The sequence below is a fragment of the Pseudomonas sp. SDT291_1_S447 genome (genome assembly GCF_054070155.1).
In genome coordinates this window covers 1-14,910 of record NZ_JBSVXS010000126.1, presented here as the reverse complement: position 1 = coordinate 14,910, position 14,910 = coordinate 1, and the positions used below count along the sequence as shown (strand labels likewise).

The window sequence follows — 14,910 nt, the reverse complement described above, 5'->3', positions numbered from 1 at the left end:
CTTCCAGTGACATCAATGTTGGCTGGAAGACCGCTATCGCGAGCAGGCTCACTCCTACATTGGATTCGGGTATGTTCAGGTTTTTTGCGCGGCCTTGAGGCATTTGAGGTCGTTGAAGTCTTTGCGTACCCCTTCGATCTTCTTCAACAACCGCTGACGCTGTTGCGGCGTACTTTCGGCCATCAAGTCCACCGCCAGCGAGCGTCCCTGCGCTTCAGTATCGGCGAAGGCCTTGCGGTAATCCGCTGTCCACAAACTCTCGCGATTGACCAGAAGCGTCTCGATTCTCTGTGGGAATTCGGGACTTTTGCGTTGTGCGACGGCGGCACTGAATTGCTTCTGCCAATGGGCGCGGTTGGCGATCCATTGGGTGTACTGATCGCCCAACGCGGCCGACCACGCCATTACCCGCTGTTCTTGAGTGGCGCTCAATGGCCCCAGCCAGTCGTTCAGACGTTTGACCATTCGCGCGCCGCGCTCGGCAATTTGCTGATCAAGCGGTGGTTTGAGGTATTCCTGCTGACGCTTGCGCAGATCCTTGGCAAACGCGTCATTCATCTCGGCGACCTGTTTGTCATCCAGCCCTTGCAGCAACTCGATCGCCGACGGGGTGATCTCTCGAGCGGTTTCGGCAATGGCCTGCTTGGCTTCCGTAGTGCGCGCCTGCAACGCGACATCGGTGATCTGATTGGTCTCGACCATTGTCTGTAGACGATCGAGCCAATCCAGATAACCCGGCAGTTGCGTGGTGCAATGCCAGTTCAAGTGATCCTTGAGCCGTTCGTTGAACCAGTCTTTCTGCTCGCCGTTCATGTCCAGGTAATCGCCGAGCGTCCACGGAATAATGACGTCGAGATTGCGGTAGGCCAGGCCGACACGGCTGCAGGCGCCGAGGGCGAGGGTAAAGATCAGTAGCGCGGCGATGTGTTTGAACCAGCGAGACATGGGCGAATCCTTGCGTGAGCCTGGCTTCGAGGGACTGATTCCTATGTGAACGCAGAATGAACCCGGCAGTTCAGCCGATCAATAGAACGCGCGCGCAGCCTTGAGGGTGACGAGGCCGTCGCACTCGCTGTTGTGCCCGGAGTAGGCCGAACAATCGCTGCCGCTGAGACTGGAGTTGCTGTAGATCAGATCGAGATCGACGCCCATGAACGGTCGGGACAATTTCACCGACCAGTCGGTAAAACTGCTGACATAACCACCGTCGACGGCGACGGGCGTGTTCAGTTGGTGGGTGGTGTATTTCATGCTGACGCCGATGCCGAATGGCTGGTTGCCGCCAAGATCGGCAAACAAGGTGTTGTTCTGTTTGTCCGGATCGTTGCTGAAGGCCACACCGAAACGGCTGCCGAGCAAGGTCAGGCCACCGAACAGCTCTTGGCTGTCGAGGGTGTCTACCTTGGGATAGCTGTAGTGGATCATGCCGACTTCGTAGCCGAGGGTCTGATCGAAAGGCTGTTTAAAGCCGACGTAGGAATCGATTTCGAGGTTCTTGCCCGGGGAGATGCCCATACTCGGTGCGTACTGGCCGATATAGAGGCCGCTGTCGTGGCTAAGGTCGAGGCCGCCGTGAAAGGAACCGACTGCCGCTGGTTTGACCAGACCCTGGGCCATGCTGCGTGTGGGCGTTGTGCCGAGTTTGAGGTCGAAGTCGCCGAGTTCACGCTGGAAAATCTGCGCGTGCGCGGTCGCACTGGCCAATAGGCCTACGAGTAATAAACGGGATGTTTTGCGCATGCGTCACTCCATGAACAGCGAGGGCAGGGCGGCGGGCCTGCTGAAACGCTTGATCTAGACGCGTGCAAGGATACCGGCGAATGCTCGGCATTGAAGGCCGTTCGTCGATTTACAAGGATTTTTGTTTAAAAAGGGAGGGATGTTGCGCGGTGCCAGTCCAGACGCTTCGAAGCTCAAAGCGCCTCTGGACGGGTGTAAAACCGGGTATTACTTCTTGCCCAGGCTGATCTGCTTGGACGGGCCGAATGTCTGGCCACTGACGCCTTTGGCAATTTGCTGAATCTCGCCGCCAGACTTGAGGAACGCTGCGATCTGATCGTTGATCGATTCGCTGGTTTCAACGGCTGGAGCTGGCTTTGCTTTGCTGGTGGATGCTTTTACACGCATGGCGGCCATTAACCTGTAGAAAAGTAACTCGGCCAGGCATCGTACAGGAATAACTTGACAATTGCTTGGTAAATATCCCCCGGAATAACCCAGCGCAGTGCTGCATTATTCTCGATTGAATATTCGATATATCCGGCTAACCTGCTGTTTTAAATAAGAACATTTGAGCTGGGCGGCATTCAAATACTCAACCGCGAGCGGTGCTGCCTGCCAGACGAGCGGCACCTCAGCACAGCCGCACACAAGGAAAATCAAAGCGTTTCGCAGAATTCCGACGCGTGCGGATCTGCCGCCCGACGGCCAGCACAAAAACGGGTAGAATGCCGCCCACGCAATGAGGGTTTCGGAAAATGGCTTTAGTCGGGCGTTACAACAGTTTGCAAGTGGTTAAACACACTAACTTCGGTTTATATCTGGACGGCGGTGCTGACGGCGAGATTCTTTTGCCTAATCGTTATATCCCGAAAGATATTCCGACCGAAGATGAAGATTGGCTCAACGTTTTTGTTTATCTGGACAGCGAAGACAAACTTCTCGCTACTACGGAAAAACCAAAAGTTCAGGTCGGCGAATTTGCCAGTCTGAAAGTCGTTGAAGTCAACAGCATCGGTGTGTTCCTCGATTGGGGGCTGCCAAAGGATCTGTTGCTGCCGTATTCCGAAGAAAAGCGCCAGATGACCGCCGGCGAATACTGCGTGGTGCACGTCTATCTCGACAAGCACACCCGCCGTATCACCGCCACTGCGCGTCTGGATCGCTACCTCGACAAGACCCCGGCCAACTACAGCCCGGGCCAGGAAGTTGATCTGCTGGTTGCCGAAGCCACCGACATGGGCTTCAAGGCGATCATCAACAACAAGCACTGGGGTTTGATCCACAAGAACGAAATCTTCAAGTTCATGCGCGCCGGCATGATCGAGAAGGGCTACATCAAGGAAGTCCGTGCCGACGGCAAGATCGCCCTGAGCCTGCAACCGGTTGGCCAGGAAGCAGCGAGCAGCCTGAACTCGAAGATCCTCGCCAAGTTGCGCGACAACAGCGGTACACTGCCGGTCAGCGACAAGAGCGATCCGGCGTTGATCAGCAGCCTGTTCGGCGTCAGCAAAGGCAACTTCAAGAAGGCCATTGGTGCGCTGTACAAGGAAGGCAAGATCGTCATTCATGCTGATCGCATTGAACTAACCTGAGCCTTGGGTGGCCCATGTTGCATGGGGCACACACGAGGTCGGGTCGATGAAAAAAACGCTGATTGCCTACGTTGTCACGCTGGTGACGTTTCTGTTGCTCGACGGTATATGGCTCGGCCTGTTGATGGCGCCGACCTATCGCGAACTGCTCGGCCCGCTGATGCTCGAAAAACCGCTGCTGGTTCCGGCAGCGGTTTTTTATTGCCTGTATGTTTTTGGCTGCGTGTTGTTTGTGGTGTTGCCAGCAGCGACCTGGCAGTGGGCGGCGAAGCGGGGCGCATTGTTAGGGCTGGTAGCTTACGGCACGTATGACCTGACCAATTGGGCGACGTTGCGTGGCTGGTCGGTGCAGGTGACGCTGATGGATTGGGCGTGGGGGACGTTTGCCACTGCTGTGGCTTGTAGCGTCGGGTTTTTGTTGGCGAGGCGGTTTGGCAAGGTCTGATCCGATATGTAGGGAAGCAATGCCGGCCTCTTCGCCAGCAGCCGACAGCCATTCACCACTGGCGCCACTGAAGCACTAAATGTCTTTTCCAGACGCCTTTTTTCCGCCCGACTGATTGATAATCTCCAGCACTGTTTTCTGACCATTGGATGGCCTGCCATGTTGTGTGTGTTCGAGGTGTTGCGGTGAGTGTCGAGCGGCGCAATGCCGACAGTTTTGCCCTGCAAGTGATGATCGGCCTCTGCCTGATCTGGGGCGTGCAACAGGTGATGATCAAGTGGGCCGCAGCGGACATCGCGCCGGTGATGCAGGCGGCGGGACGCTCAGGGATTTCCGCGTTGCTGGTCGGCTTGCTGATCTGCTGGAAGGGCGGTTGGGATCAGGTCGGCAACACCTGGCGCGGTGGCCTGCTGGCCGGTGCGCTGTTCGGTCTGGAGTTCTTCTTCATCGCCGAAGGCCTGCAACTGACCACCGCCGCACATATGTCGGTGTTCCTCTACACCGCGCCGATTTTCACCGCGCTGGGCGTGCATTTTCTGTTGGCCAGTGAGCGCCTGCGACCGTTGCAGTGGCTGGGCATTCTGCTTGCATTTATCGGCATTGCGATTGCCTTTGCTGGCGGCGTGTCATGGGACAACCTTGACCGGCGCATGCTGCTCGGCGATGCCTTTGGCGTGCTGGCCGGTGCCTGTTGGGGCGCGACCACCGTGGTGGTGCGCGCCTCGCGTCTGTCGGAAGCACCGGTGACGCTGACCCTGTTCTATCAACTGATCGTCGGCTTCTTCGGCCTGCTCTTGATCGCGCTGTTCAGCGGTCAGATCACCCACGTCAGCCTGACCACCGTGGCGGTAGCCAGCGTGTTGTTCCAGGGCCTGGTGGTGTCGTTCTTCAGTTACCTGATCTGGTTCTGGCTGCTGCGTCGGTATCTGGCAGCCAACCTTGCGGTGTTTTCGTTCATGACGCCGTTGTTCGGCGTGACCTTCGGCGTGCTGCTGCTCGGCGAACAATTGAGCGTGAACTTCGTCATCGGCGCCGTGCTGGTGCTGCTCGGCATCACATTTGTCAGCGCCGAGCAGTGGCTGCGTCGGCGTTTGCGCAGGGCGCTTGGCCAGCGCTAGTCGACTGCATCGCCAGGCCGCCAGCGATCAGCAAGCCGCTGCCGGCGATTACCAGTGCCGGATGCAGGCCGCCGCTGAAATGGCTGCTCAGCGCCGCCAGTAACGGGCCGCTGAGTTGGCCGACGGCAAAGCAGGCGGTGAGCATCCCGGCGTTGCGCTGGGTGGCGTGCGGCGCCAATTCCCGCGAGCGCTGCATGACCAGTTGCATGCAGGCGAGGAATGGCGTGCCGCACAGGATCACCCCCAGCGCGAGCCCAATGCCGCTGCCCAGCAGGCAAGCGAACACACCGGCCGCTTGCAGGCACAAAGTCGCCATCAACCAGTGCCGTGTAGTTTCAGGATCATGCCGACGCAAGCTCACCAGCACCACACCGATCGCAGCACCCAAACCAAAGCACGGCCAGAACAAATCGGCCTGCCACTGCCCGTGGAACTGCGCATTGGCCATTTGCGACAGGAAGGTCGCCGGAATGATGTACCCAACGCCGTAAAGCGCATAAATCAAGGCCAGCCGTCCGATGCCCCGATTCGATGGACTGACTGGCGCTGCAACCATCGTCGCCGTTGCGACAGGCGTTGGCAGCAGTCGCCAGACCCCCAGCATCATCACCAACGCAGCCGCTGCATAAATCAGCCACAACGTTGCGGACGTCTGATTCAGCAGATGTGAGACCAGCGCCAACAACCCTGTCAGAAAGATCCCCAGCCCCGGTCCGGCAAACACCAGTGCGCCTAATCTCGGACGACCTGCTGCTGCCGCCAATGGTTGACTCAACGAAGTGATCATCACCAGCACCCAGGCACTCGCCACCCCGGTGCCGAAGCGCAGCAGCAAGTGCGACCAGAAGCCATTGGCCCAGAACGACGCCAGCGTCAGCAGCACGCACAACCACAGGCCGCCATGCAGGCGCCGCTGAACTTGCTGCGGGCGATGCGCAAACATCGCATCCACCGCGCCGAGCAGGTAGCCGAGGTAGTTGGCCGCCGCAATCAGACCGGCGGCCGTCAGGTCGATCTGCCCTTCGCTGAGCAGGTGTGGCATTTGCGGGGTGAGGGCGAAACGCCCGATGCCCATGGCCATCATCAGGGCCACGAAGCAGGCGGATAAGCGAATCAGGGGCGACATGGTCGGGATTCCTTTGAAGGATCAATGACCGTCAGGCTAGGACTGATTGACTTTCTTTAAAATTGAATAATAGTGAGTAACTTGTTCTGTTCTGGAGAAAGGTTGTGGAGTTCAGCCAATTGCGGATCTTTCAGGCCGTGGCCGAGGAAGGGTCGATCACCCGCGCAGCCGAACGCCTGCACCGGGTGCCGTCGAATCTGTCGACCCGGCTGAAACAGCTCGAAGAGCAACTCGGTGTCGAACTTTTCGTCCGTGAGCGTCAGCGTTTGCAACTGTCGCCTGCGGGAAAAGTCCTGCTGGACTACACCGGCAAACTGTTCGCCTTGCGCGATCAGGCCAGTGCGGCGGTGATGGGCGGGCAGCCGGCGGGGGACTTTGTGATGGGCACCATGTACAGCACGGCGGCGATCCATCTGCCGGCACTGCTGGCGCAGTATCACAAGCAGTATCCGGCGGTGAATCTGCAGGTGCAGTCGGCGCCCAGTGGGGAGTTACTGGAAGGTTTGCTCACCGGTCGTCTTGATGCCGCGTTGGTCGATGGACCGCTGGAACTGGCCGGGCTCGACGGCGTACCGTTGTGCGAAGAGCGGCTGGTGCTGATCACTGAAATCGATCACCCGCCGGTCAGCAGCGCCCGAGATGTCGAAGGACGCTCGGTGTTCACCTTTCGCCAGGGCTGCTCCTATCGCATGCGTCTGGAAGCCTGGTTTTCGCACTACCACGCGACCATGGGCCGGGCGATGGAGATCGAGTCGTATCAAGGCATGCTCGCCTGCGTGATTGCCGGCAGTGGCGTGGCGCTGATGTCGGAGTCGATGCTGGCCAGTCTGCCGGGGCGCGATAGCGTCGCGGTGCATCCGTTGGCCGAGCCATTCGCGGGTGCGACAACATGGCTCATGTGGCGCAAGGGCATGCTCGGCGCCAACCTCAATGCCTGGATCGAGGTTCAGCAGGCCGTCTATCCTGCGGCTCAGATCGAAACACGAGAAACAGCCTGAACCAATGATGGCGAACTCTGTTCAATTCAGTAACAGATCATTGCGGATTTGGCCGAGCATTACGTAGGACTTCGGACTATTATCAGTGCGAAGCGGCCTCAGAATTCCGGCCGCTCAGCACCACCCTGAAGGGGGCACGACGATGAAAGAGAAAATTCAAAACTGGCTGCACGATTTGGGTGTCGCCCTCGGTTTGATCGAACCGCCTCTGCAACCTGTTCCGATCCGCACCGATGACGAGCAGCGCCGCCGTCAACAACGGCGCCGGTAATGCCCCCGATCTGAGATCAACGGATTCAAGATCAAGAGATCGCAGCCTTCGGCAACTCCTACACGGATTAATGTAGGAGCTGCCGAAGGCTGCGATCTTTTGCTTTTAATGACGGCCGATCTCAAGCAAAAACCGGCTCAAGTCGTTCGCGGTCTTCGCGGTCTTGAGCATGCGGTCTTCCTCGGCGGTGAACGCCGTCAGTCCGAACTCATCTTCCAGGTGAAAGATCAGATCCTCGATATCGGCTTTCTCCAGGCCCAGTTGCACCAGGCTGGTGTTGTCGTTGAATTCGCGGGTTTCCAGCAGACGCCGGATATATCGGTGCACGGCGGCACGCACGGCAGCTCTTCTCATGGCAGATTTTTCTGATTGTTGTTGTGCTTGAGTGAAGCAGGCCTCAGGCGTGGCCGCGCAACCACTCGTCAATCATCGAGCGCAAATGCTCCCCGGCAAAACTGCCGAAATGCCCGCCATGCACCGTGCGGATCGGCAACGCCTGCAAACGCCGCAGACTGCTGGCGTAATCCTCAAGATTGGAGTGGTAGGCGTCTTCGATCAGCGGCCCGTCGTAGATGATGTCGCCGCTGAACAGCGTCTCAGTCGCCGCCTCATACAGGCTGATGCCGCCCGGCGAATGCCCCGGTGTGTGCAGCACTTGCAGCGTGCGATTGCCCAGATCGAGCACATCGCCGTCCTCGACAAAACCGGTCGCCGGCGCGGCTTTGACCCGGTATTCGGCGTAGCACAACGGGCAATCCGGATGCGCTTCGAACATGTCGTCACCAACGAAAGCGCGGCTCAAATCGTTTTCGCCATCCGGCGCCGCCAGAATGTCAGCCTCGGCGCGATGCACCAGCCGTTCAGCAAATTCGTGATGCCCGGCGATATGGTCGAAATGGCAATGACTGGCCACCGCCACCAGCGGTCGCTCGGTGATCCACGGCAATTGTTCGCGCAGGCTGACCAGCCCTGAACCGCTATCCAGCAACAGGTCTTTGTCACGGCCCTGAATGTGCCAGAGGTTGCAGCGGTAAAACGGCCGAATATACGGCTCGTGAATAAGCCGGATGCCATCGCTCAGGTGCTGCACCTCGAACCACTGATCACGAGAAACGATCTTCATCGGTACTTTTCTCTCGGCGTAAAAAAACGAGTGTGGCAACCGACGCCACACTCGTCGAAGAAAGTATCAAGTCGTTATGTTTCAGCTTAGATCGCGCGGGCCACCGAGACAGGGCGGCGCGATGCAAGGCTGACCACGACAAAACTCACCAGACCCACAGCCAGGCTGTAGTAGATCGGCGTGTTGGCATCCAGACCGTCCTTGAACATGAACAGCAGCGCCGTGGCAAAACCCAGGCCCATGCTGGCGATGGCGCCGGCGGTGGTCGCGCGTTTCCAGAAAATTGCACCCATCAACGGAATCAACATGCCGCCCACCAACAGGTTGTAAGCGAGAGTCAGCGCACTTATCACGTCGTTCACCACCAGCGCGATACCCAGCACGACAATACCGGTGAGCAAGGTGAACAGACGGTTGATGCCCAGGCTCGACTGTTTGCCGCCACGCAGTTTCGGCAGCAGATCTTCAGTCAGGGTAGTGGCCGCGGCGAGCAGGCCGGCGCTGGCGGTGGACATCATCGCCGCCAGTGCAGCCGCGATCACCAGACCCCGGATACCGTCCGGCAGCGACAGTTTGACGATGGCGGCGAAGGCGTTGTTGACGTTGTCCAGATCCGGGATCAGCACGTGCGCGGCCATGCCGATCAGCGCGCAGGCCAGGCCGTAGAGGATGCAGTAGATGCCGGCGATGCTGCCGGCGTATTGCGCGACTTTGGCGGTCTTGACGGTGAACACCCGTTGCCAGATGTCCTGACCGATCAGGATGCCGAAGAAGTAGATCATGAAGTAGGTGATGATCGTGTCCCAGCCGATGGTGGTGAAGCTGAAGGCGGTCGCCGGCAGTTTCAGCACCAGTTCGTCCCAACCGCCAACGCGGTACAGGCAGATCGGCAACAGGATGAACATCAGGCCCACGGTCTTGATGATGAACTGGACGATGTCGGTCAGGGTCAGCGACCACATGCCGCCAATCGCCGAGTAGATCACCACCACGCCACCACCGACGAGTACCGAAACCCAGAATGGCAGGTCAAACAGCACTTGCAGGACGGTGCCGATCGCGAGGATCGAGGTCACGCCGATCATCAGCGCGTAGGCCAGCATGATTGCCGCGCTCGCCGAGCGGGCCATCGGGTTGTAGCGTTTTTCCAGCACCTGGGTAACGGTGTAGATCTTCAGTTTCAGCAGCGGTTTGGCGAGAAACAGGTTCAGCGCAACGATGCCGCAACCCAATGCCGCGCACAGCCAGAAACCGGAAATGCCGTGCACGTAGCCCAGACGCACGGTGCCGACGGTGGACGCGCCACCGAGCACGGTTGCGGCCATGGTGCCCATGTACAGGCTCGGGCCGAGGTTACGCCCGGCGACGAGAAAGTCCTCGTTGGTCTTGGCCTTGCGCATGCCGAAGTAGCCGAGCAAGAGCATGCCGGCGGCGTAGATGAGGACGACGAATAAATCCAAAGCCATGATGGCGTGTCTCCGATTGTCTTTTTTATGTGAGGCTGATTCGAATCTCCCTGTGGGAGCGAGCTTGCTCGCGAAGGCGGCGGCACATTCAAAAGTGATGTGACTGACAGATCGCTTTCGCGAGCAAGCTCGCTCCCACAGGGGGTAGGCGTTTACTCAGGCAGCTTGCGCTTTAGCCGACGACTCCCCGACTTGGCTGCGGGCATCCGTCGGGCCGAACACTTCGCGCGGTTCCGGGAACAGGCTCAGCAGCGTCAGGTACACCACCGAGGCCAGGCCCAATGTCACCGGCAAACTGATGTCGATGCCTCCGGCCATTTCACCCAGCGGGCCAACGAACTGCCCCGGCAGATTGACGAAGCACAAGCCGACCGCCGCGCTCGGGATCCATGCACCCAGACCGCGCCAGTTCCAGCCGTGGCTGAACCAGTAGCGTCCGCCCTGTTCGCCGCGAGTGAACACTTGCAGGTCATCCGGGCAGTAGAAGCCGCGACGCACCAGCAGGCCGATAATCATGATCACCATCCAGGGGGTGGTGCAGGTGATGATCAGCACGGCGAAGGTCGACACGCTCTGCACCAGATTCGCCGCAAAGCGCCCGATGAAGATGAAGGCAATCGACAGCACGCCGATCAGCAGCGTCGCTTTCACTCGCGACAGCACTCGCGGGAACACGCTGGACATGTCCAGCCCGGTGCCATACAGCGACGTGGTGCCGGTGGACATGCCGCCGATCACCGCAATCAGGCACACCGGAAGGAAGAACCAGCTCGGCGACACCGCCAGCAAACCACCGACATAGTTGTTCGCCGCGATGTAGTCCGGCGCCTTGATCGCAACGATGGTCGCGGTGCTCAGGCCGAACAGGAACGGGATGAACGTGGCGATCTGCGACAGCACCACCGCCGCCATGATGCGTTGCTTGGAGGTGTCACGCGGGATGTAGCGCGACCAGTCGCCGAGGAACGCACCGAAGGAAATCGGGTTGCTCATCGCGACCAATGCAGCGCCGATGAACGCGGCCCAGAAGCCCGGCTGACCGAGGCTCACAGTGCCCGCGTAATGCGCGTCGAAAGGACCGGCGAAGGCGAAGATGCCCAGCAGGAATAACAGGCTGGCGCTCCACACCGCGATCTTGTTCACCCACAGCAAAAAGCGGAAGCCGTAGATGCACACGGTCAGCACCAGAATCGCGAACAGACCGTAAGCGAGGCCCAGGGTCAGGTCGGTTTCCGGCAGACCGATCAGGCGTTTTGCACCACCGATCAGCGCATCCCCCGAACTCCACACCGAGAGCGAGAAAAACGCGATGGCGGTCAACAGCGACAGGAACGAACCGACAATCCGCCCGTGCACGCCGAAGTGCGCACCCGACGACACGGCATTGTTGGTGCCGTTGAGCGGGCCGAACAGGCCCATCGGTGCGAGGATCAGCGAGCCGAGCAGCACACCCAGCACAATCGCCCAGACGCCGGCCTGAAAAGACAGACCGAACAGCACCGGGAAACTGCCGAGCACGGCGGTGGCAAAGGTATTCGAACCACCGAAGATCATCCGGAACAAGTCCGTCGGGCCTGCGCTGCGTTCGTGGTCCGGGATCTGTTCGACCCCGTGGGTTTCAATCTGCGTAAGGCTTTGGTCGTTGTTGTTGTTATTCATGATCTGCTCCGATCATAAAGGCGCGCCTCATCGTGTGTGAGGCGTCACCTGTTTTGGCTAAGGGGATGGCAGCCCTTCCGGCATTGCGGACAAATGTTCGTGGCAGGCCAGCCAATGGCCTTGTTGTTCTAGGCTCGACGCGTGTTTCTTGAACACAATCGTCTCGCGCTCCTGGCTGAAGTGTTGCTCCCCTTGCATGCGCAGCTCGGTGGCCACGTCATGGATGAAAATCGCCATGTCACCCTGCAGGCTGACGAAAGCGTTGCTCGAGGTGCACGCAAGCACCTCGAAGCCATCCTCGGCGCGCCAGCTGTCCCACAAGGCCTGGTAGGCATCGCGCGACAGCAGCGGCTGTTCGAGGGTGTAGAAGACGAAACTTGCATCGGCGCTGAACGCGCCGAAATAAGCTTCGCGATCGTTACGGGCAAACGCGGACACCAGTTCGGCGGCCGCTTGCAAAACCTGATCACGTTCGTTCATGACCCGACCCTCAGCGATGGACCACGCCAGGCAGTACGCAGAGCATTTCGTACAGCAGGTTGGCGGCCAGCAGCGAGGTGTTGCCGGTGGTGTCATAAGCGGGCGAGACTTCTACCAGATCGCAACCGATCAGGTCGAGGCCTTGGCAGCCGCGAACGATTTCAATCGCCTGAATGGTCGTCAGACCACCGATTTCCGGGGTGCCGGTGCCAGGCGCCCAGGCCGGGTCGATGCCGTCGATGTCGAAGCTGAGGTACACCGGACCACCGCCGACTTTCTCGCGCACTTCGGCCATCAGTGGCGCCAGCGACTTGTGCCAGCACTCTTCGGCCTGCACCACGCGGAAGCCCTGATCGCGGCTCCAGTTGAAGTCATCAGCGGTGTAGCCCTGCGCGCGCAAACCAATTTGCACCACGCGATCGCAGTCCAGAAGGCCTTCTTCGACGGCGCGACGGAACGTAGTGCCGTGGGCGATCTTCTCGCCGAACATGTGATCGTTGACGTCAGCGTGGGCATCGATGTGCACCAGACCGACCTTGCCGTGCTTTTTATGAATCGCCCGCAGGATCGGCAGGGTGATGGTGTGGTCGCCACCCAGGGTCATCGGGATCACGTTGTGCTCGAGGATGTTGTCGTAGGCTTCTTCGATGATGCGCACGGCGTCGAGCAGGTTGAAGGTGTTGATCGCCACGTCACCGATGTCGGCCACCGACAGCGAGTCGAACGGTGCCGCGCCAGTGGCCATGTTGTACGGGCGGATCATCACTGATTCGGTGCGGATGTCGCGTGGCCCGAAGCGGGTACCGGGGCGCAGCGAAGTACCGATGTCCAGGGGCACGCCAACAAAGGCAGCGTCCAGGCCGGCAGCGGTCGGTACATGGGGGAGTCGGAGCATGGTGGCGATGCCGCCGAAGCGCGGCATTTCGTTGCCGCCCAGTGGTTGGTGAAGAATCTTGTCCACGGGTAAGGCCTCATCGTCTTTGTTTTATTTATGTCGGCGCGCCGTAGAGCACGGGTTCGGACGCCGCTGTGGGGCCGATGATGCGAAATGTAGTGAGGGGAAAGAATCGCTACGGGCAAAAACTTAGTTCAGATTTTTCTAAACTAATGGGCGAGGGGCGATTAGACTTTGTCGGGTTCGGGTCGTGTGATCGACAGGAGATCGTTGCCCTCACCCCAGCCCTCTCCCAGAGGTAGAGGGGGCCGACCGAGTTGTTGGCGGAATCTGCATCGACCTGAAAAATCGAGTCGAACTCAGGATTTGAAAGCCATGGAGATCAGCTCCCTCTCCCTCGGGGAGAGGGCTGGGGTGAGGGGCTTTTCCCACAGACACACAGTTGCAAAGCCCGGAGCAGACATGGCCAACGCTTTACCCGACCTGAAACTGTTGCGCATCTTCGTCAGCGTCGTGCGTCATCAGGGTTTTGCCAACGCACAACAGGAACTCAACCTGTCGACCTCGGCGATCAGCACCTACATGAGCCAGCTCGAAGCCGCGCTCGGCCTGGTGCTGTGCCATCGCGGGCGTGGCGGGTTCAGCCTGACCAGCAAGGGTGAGCTGTTCCATCAGGAAACCCTGCGTCTGCTCGCCGAGCTCGAAGGTTTCGAGCAATACGCTGCAGCGCTCAAGGGCGAACTGCGCGGCACGCTCAACCTCGGCGTGATCGACTCCACCGTCAGCGACAAGGCGTTGCCCTTTGCCGAGGCCATCGGCGCCTACAGCCAGGAACACCCGGCGGTGCATTTGCACCTGTCGGTGATGAGCCCGTACGAACTGCAACTCGGCGTGCAGGACAACCGCCTCGATCTGGCCATCGGTGCGTTTTCCACACGCATGAGCGGCCTGATCTACATGCCGCTGTACCGCGAACAACACTGGTTGTATTGCAGTAGCCGGCATCCGTTGTTCAACGAGCGGCGCATACCCGAGCAAGTCATCACCCAGCAACGCATGGTCGGGCGTGGGTACTGGAGTCAGGCGGAACTCGCCCGGCACGGTTTCAAACACAGCGCCGCCACCGTGGAAAGTATGGAAGCGCAGCTGATTCTGGTGTTGTCCGGCGCCTACATCGGTTACTTGCCGGAGCACTACGCGCAGGCCTGGGCCGACAAGGGCGACCTGCGCGTGTTGCTGCCGGCGACCTTCGGTTATCAGGCACCGTTTTCGATGATCATGCGTCGCGGCCGTAGCCGCGAACCGCTGATCCAGACCTTCCGCGATTTGCTTAAAGCACAGCTCAATCAGGCTTAAGACCGATGTCCAGAATTCAATGCCCGCGCTGCCTGCGCCCCCAAACCCATTGCCTTTGCCCGCTGATCCCCAGCCTCGACAGCCGCACGCGGGTGCTGCTGTTGCAGCATCCGAGCGAGGTCAATCATGCGTTGAATACCGCGCGTTTGGCGGCGTTGGGGTTGAGCAATGCCGAGCTGATCGTCGGTGAGGTATTCGAGGATTTGCCGGCGCTGTTGAACCGCCCGGGGTATCAGGCGCGGTTGTTGTTTCCGGCCGATGATGCGCAGCCGATGCAGGCTTATGGCGAGTCCGATGAACCCCTGTTGCTGGTCGTTCCGGATGGCACATGGCGCAAGGCGCGCAAGATGTTGCACCTCAATCCTCTGTTGGCGGCGTTGCCACGGGTGACGCTGGCTGAGGGCGGCGTGTCGCGCTATCGCTTGCGCAAGGCACCGGGACCGGGGGCGTTGTCGACGATTGAGGCGATTGTGCAGGCGTTGCAGACGCTGGAGGCGCCGGCTTCATTCGAGTCGTTGCTCAAGCCGTTCGAGGCGTTGATCGAGGGGCAGATTGCGGCGATGGGGGAGGAGACGTTTCAGCGTAATCATGGAGATAGATAGGCGTTGATTGTGCCGGCCTCTTCGCGAGCAAGCTCGCTCCCACAGGGGAACGCATTC

The 14,910-nt window shown here is 59.6% G+C and carries 17 protein-coding genes; 7 read left to right on the top strand and 10 right to left on the bottom strand.

Features of this window, described 5'->3' with window-relative positions; genetic code table 11:
• Window positions 1–75: 75 nt before the first annotated feature.
• The 3 genes from ACW9IR_RS25085 to ACW9IR_RS25075 all read right to left on the bottom strand — a co-directional run bounded on the left by ACW9IR_RS25085 (window position 76) and on the right by ACW9IR_RS25075 (window position 2,136).
• Window positions 76–945, bottom strand: coding sequence for a DUF6279 family lipoprotein (locus ACW9IR_RS25085; RefSeq protein WP_457465348.1), 870 nt, complete (start codon window positions 943–945; stop codon window positions 76–78).
• Between the two features lie 78 nt (window positions 946–1,023).
• The gene (locus ACW9IR_RS25080; RefSeq protein WP_102900309.1) at window positions 1,024–1,740 is read right to left on the bottom strand and encodes a TorF family putative porin; all 717 of its coding nucleotides are present in this window, start codon (window positions 1,738–1,740) and stop codon (window positions 1,024–1,026) included.
• 207 nt (window positions 1,741–1,947) lie between these two features.
• A complete protein-coding gene (locus ACW9IR_RS25075; protein ID WP_016985943.1) occupies window positions 1,948–2,136 on the bottom strand; it encodes a hypothetical protein in 189 nt (62 codons plus the stop codon).
• A 341-nt stretch (window positions 2,137–2,477) separates the two neighbouring features.
• Here ACW9IR_RS25075 and ACW9IR_RS25070 point away from each other — a divergent pair, with 341 nt between their 5' ends.
• From ACW9IR_RS25070 to ACW9IR_RS25060, 3 genes are all read left to right on the top strand, one after another.
• Window positions 2,478–3,314 (top strand): CvfB family protein, encoded by an 837-nt coding sequence (locus ACW9IR_RS25070; RefSeq protein ID WP_095119057.1) that lies wholly within the window; start codon window positions 2,478–2,480, stop codon window positions 3,312–3,314.
• 46 nt (window positions 3,315–3,360) lie between these two features.
• Window positions 3,361–3,759, top strand: a complete 399-nt coding sequence (locus tag ACW9IR_RS25065) for a DUF2177 family protein (RefSeq protein ID WP_457465347.1) — start codon at window positions 3,361–3,363, stop codon at window positions 3,757–3,759.
• Between the two features lie 185 nt (window positions 3,760–3,944).
• Complete coding sequence (locus ACW9IR_RS25060; protein ID WP_102901749.1) at window positions 3,945–4,877, top strand: DMT family transporter; 933 nt, start codon at window positions 3,945–3,947, stop codon at window positions 4,875–4,877.
• Here ACW9IR_RS25060 and ACW9IR_RS25055 read toward each other — a convergent pair.
• Complete coding sequence (locus tag ACW9IR_RS25055; RefSeq protein ID WP_457465346.1) at window positions 4,822–6,003, bottom strand: MFS transporter; 1,182 nt, start codon at window positions 6,001–6,003, stop codon at window positions 4,822–4,824. The two genes, ACW9IR_RS25060 and ACW9IR_RS25055, sit on opposite strands and share 56 nt — an antisense overlap.
• 104 nt (window positions 6,004–6,107) lie before the next feature.
• On the opposite strand from ACW9IR_RS25055, the gene ptrR reads away from it, so the two are divergent.
• Both ptrR and ACW9IR_RS25045 read left to right on the top strand, forming a co-directional pair.
• The gene (ptrR, locus tag ACW9IR_RS25050; RefSeq protein ID WP_102901747.1) at window positions 6,108–7,001 is read left to right on the top strand and encodes a putrescine utilization regulator PtrR; all 894 of its coding nucleotides are present in this window, start codon (window positions 6,108–6,110) and stop codon (window positions 6,999–7,001) included.
• Window positions 7,002–7,143: 142 nt separating this feature from the next.
• Window positions 7,144–7,272 carry a PA1414 family protein gene (locus tag ACW9IR_RS25045; protein WP_007914492.1) on the top strand — a complete coding sequence of 43 codons (129 nt, stop codon included), beginning with the start codon at window positions 7,144–7,146 and terminating at the stop codon, window positions 7,270–7,272.
• Between the two features lie 105 nt (window positions 7,273–7,377).
• On the opposite strand, the gene ACW9IR_RS25040 is transcribed toward ACW9IR_RS25045, so the two are convergent.
• From ACW9IR_RS25040 to speB, 6 genes are all read right to left on the bottom strand, one after another.
• Complete coding sequence (locus tag ACW9IR_RS25040; RefSeq protein ID WP_034153223.1) at window positions 7,378–7,626, bottom strand: phosphopantetheine-containing protein; 249 nt, start codon at window positions 7,624–7,626, stop codon at window positions 7,378–7,380.
• A 43-nt stretch (window positions 7,627–7,669) separates the two neighbouring features.
• On the bottom strand, window positions 7,670–8,395 hold the full coding sequence (locus tag ACW9IR_RS25035) for an MBL fold metallo-hydrolase (protein WP_457465345.1): 726 nt from the start codon (window positions 8,393–8,395) through the stop codon (window positions 7,670–7,672).
• 86 nt (window positions 8,396–8,481) lie between these two features.
• The gene (locus tag ACW9IR_RS25030; protein WP_150708201.1) at window positions 8,482–9,861 is read right to left on the bottom strand and encodes a sodium:solute symporter; all 1,380 of its coding nucleotides are present in this window, start codon (window positions 9,859–9,861) and stop codon (window positions 8,482–8,484) included.
• Between the two features lie 156 nt (window positions 9,862–10,017).
• Window positions 10,018–11,520 (bottom strand): purine-cytosine permease family protein, encoded by a 1,503-nt coding sequence (locus tag ACW9IR_RS25025; RefSeq protein ID WP_110720017.1) that lies wholly within the window; start codon window positions 11,518–11,520, stop codon window positions 10,018–10,020.
• Between the two features lie 57 nt (window positions 11,521–11,577).
• Window positions 11,578–12,000: a YybH family protein gene (locus ACW9IR_RS25020; RefSeq protein WP_102901743.1), complete on the bottom strand. Its 423-nt coding sequence runs from the start codon at window positions 11,998–12,000 to the stop codon at window positions 11,578–11,580.
• A 10-nt stretch (window positions 12,001–12,010) separates the two neighbouring features.
• Window positions 12,011–12,961 carry an agmatinase gene (gene speB / locus ACW9IR_RS25015; RefSeq protein WP_003222717.1) on the bottom strand — a complete coding sequence of 317 codons (951 nt, stop codon included), beginning with the start codon at window positions 12,959–12,961 and terminating at the stop codon, window positions 12,011–12,013.
• A 396-nt stretch (window positions 12,962–13,357) separates the two neighbouring features.
• On the opposite strand from speB, the gene ACW9IR_RS25010 reads away from it, so the two are divergent.
• A complete protein-coding gene (locus ACW9IR_RS25010; RefSeq protein ID WP_007914510.1) occupies window positions 13,358–14,251 on the top strand; it encodes a LysR family transcriptional regulator in 894 nt (297 codons plus the stop codon).
• A 5-nt stretch (window positions 14,252–14,256) separates the two neighbouring features.
• On the top strand, window positions 14,257–14,853 hold the full coding sequence (locus tag ACW9IR_RS25005) for a tRNA-uridine aminocarboxypropyltransferase (RefSeq protein WP_110720015.1): 597 nt from the start codon (window positions 14,257–14,259) through the stop codon (window positions 14,851–14,853).
• Window positions 14,854–14,910 lie beyond the last annotated feature (57 nt).

Excerpts from the sequence above, each read along its gene's own strand:
- ACW9IR_RS25080 (WP_102900309.1), bottom strand. The coding sequence starts at position 1,740 with ATGCGCAAAACATCCCGTTTATTACTCGTAGGCCTATTGGCCAGTGCG.
- ACW9IR_RS25020 (WP_102901743.1), bottom strand. The coding sequence starts at position 12,000 with ATGAACGAACGTGATCAGGTTTTGCAAGCGGCCGCCGAACTGGTGTCC.
- ACW9IR_RS25055 (WP_457465346.1), bottom strand. The coding sequence starts at position 6,003 with ATGTCGCCCCTGATTCGCTTATCCGCCTGCTTCGTGGCCCTGATGATG.
- ACW9IR_RS25045 (WP_007914492.1), top strand. The coding sequence starts at position 7,144 with ATGAAAGAGAAAATTCAAAACTGGCTGCACGATTTGGGTGTCGCCCTC.
- ACW9IR_RS25070 (WP_095119057.1), top strand. The coding sequence starts at position 2,478 with ATGGCTTTAGTCGGGCGTTACAACAGTTTGCAAGTGGTTAAACACACT.
- ACW9IR_RS25065 (WP_457465347.1), top strand. The coding sequence starts at position 3,361 with ATGAAAAAAACGCTGATTGCCTACGTTGTCACGCTGGTGACGTTTCTG.
- ACW9IR_RS25025 (WP_110720017.1), bottom strand. The coding sequence starts at position 11,520 with ATGAATAACAACAACAACGACCAAAGCCTTACGCAGATTGAAACCCAC.
- ACW9IR_RS25010 (WP_007914510.1), top strand. The coding sequence starts at position 13,358 with ATGGCCAACGCTTTACCCGACCTGAAACTGTTGCGCATCTTCGTCAGC.
- ACW9IR_RS25085 (WP_457465348.1), bottom strand. The coding sequence starts at position 945 with ATGTCTCGCTGGTTCAAACACATCGCCGCGCTACTGATCTTTACCCTC.
- ACW9IR_RS25005 (WP_110720015.1), top strand. The coding sequence starts at position 14,257 with ATGTCCAGAATTCAATGCCCGCGCTGCCTGCGCCCCCAAACCCATTGC.
- ACW9IR_RS25040 (WP_034153223.1), bottom strand. The coding sequence starts at position 7,626 with ATGAGAAGAGCTGCCGTGCGTGCCGCCGTGCACCGATATATCCGGCGT.
- ACW9IR_RS25075 (WP_016985943.1), bottom strand. The coding sequence starts at position 2,136 with ATGGCCGCCATGCGTGTAAAAGCATCCACCAGCAAAGCAAAGCCAGCT.
- ACW9IR_RS25035 (WP_457465345.1), bottom strand. The coding sequence starts at position 8,395 with ATGAAGATCGTTTCTCGTGATCAGTGGTTCGAGGTGCAGCACCTGAGC.
- ACW9IR_RS25030 (WP_150708201.1), bottom strand. The coding sequence starts at position 9,861 with ATGGCTTTGGATTTATTCGTCGTCCTCATCTACGCCGCCGGCATGCTC.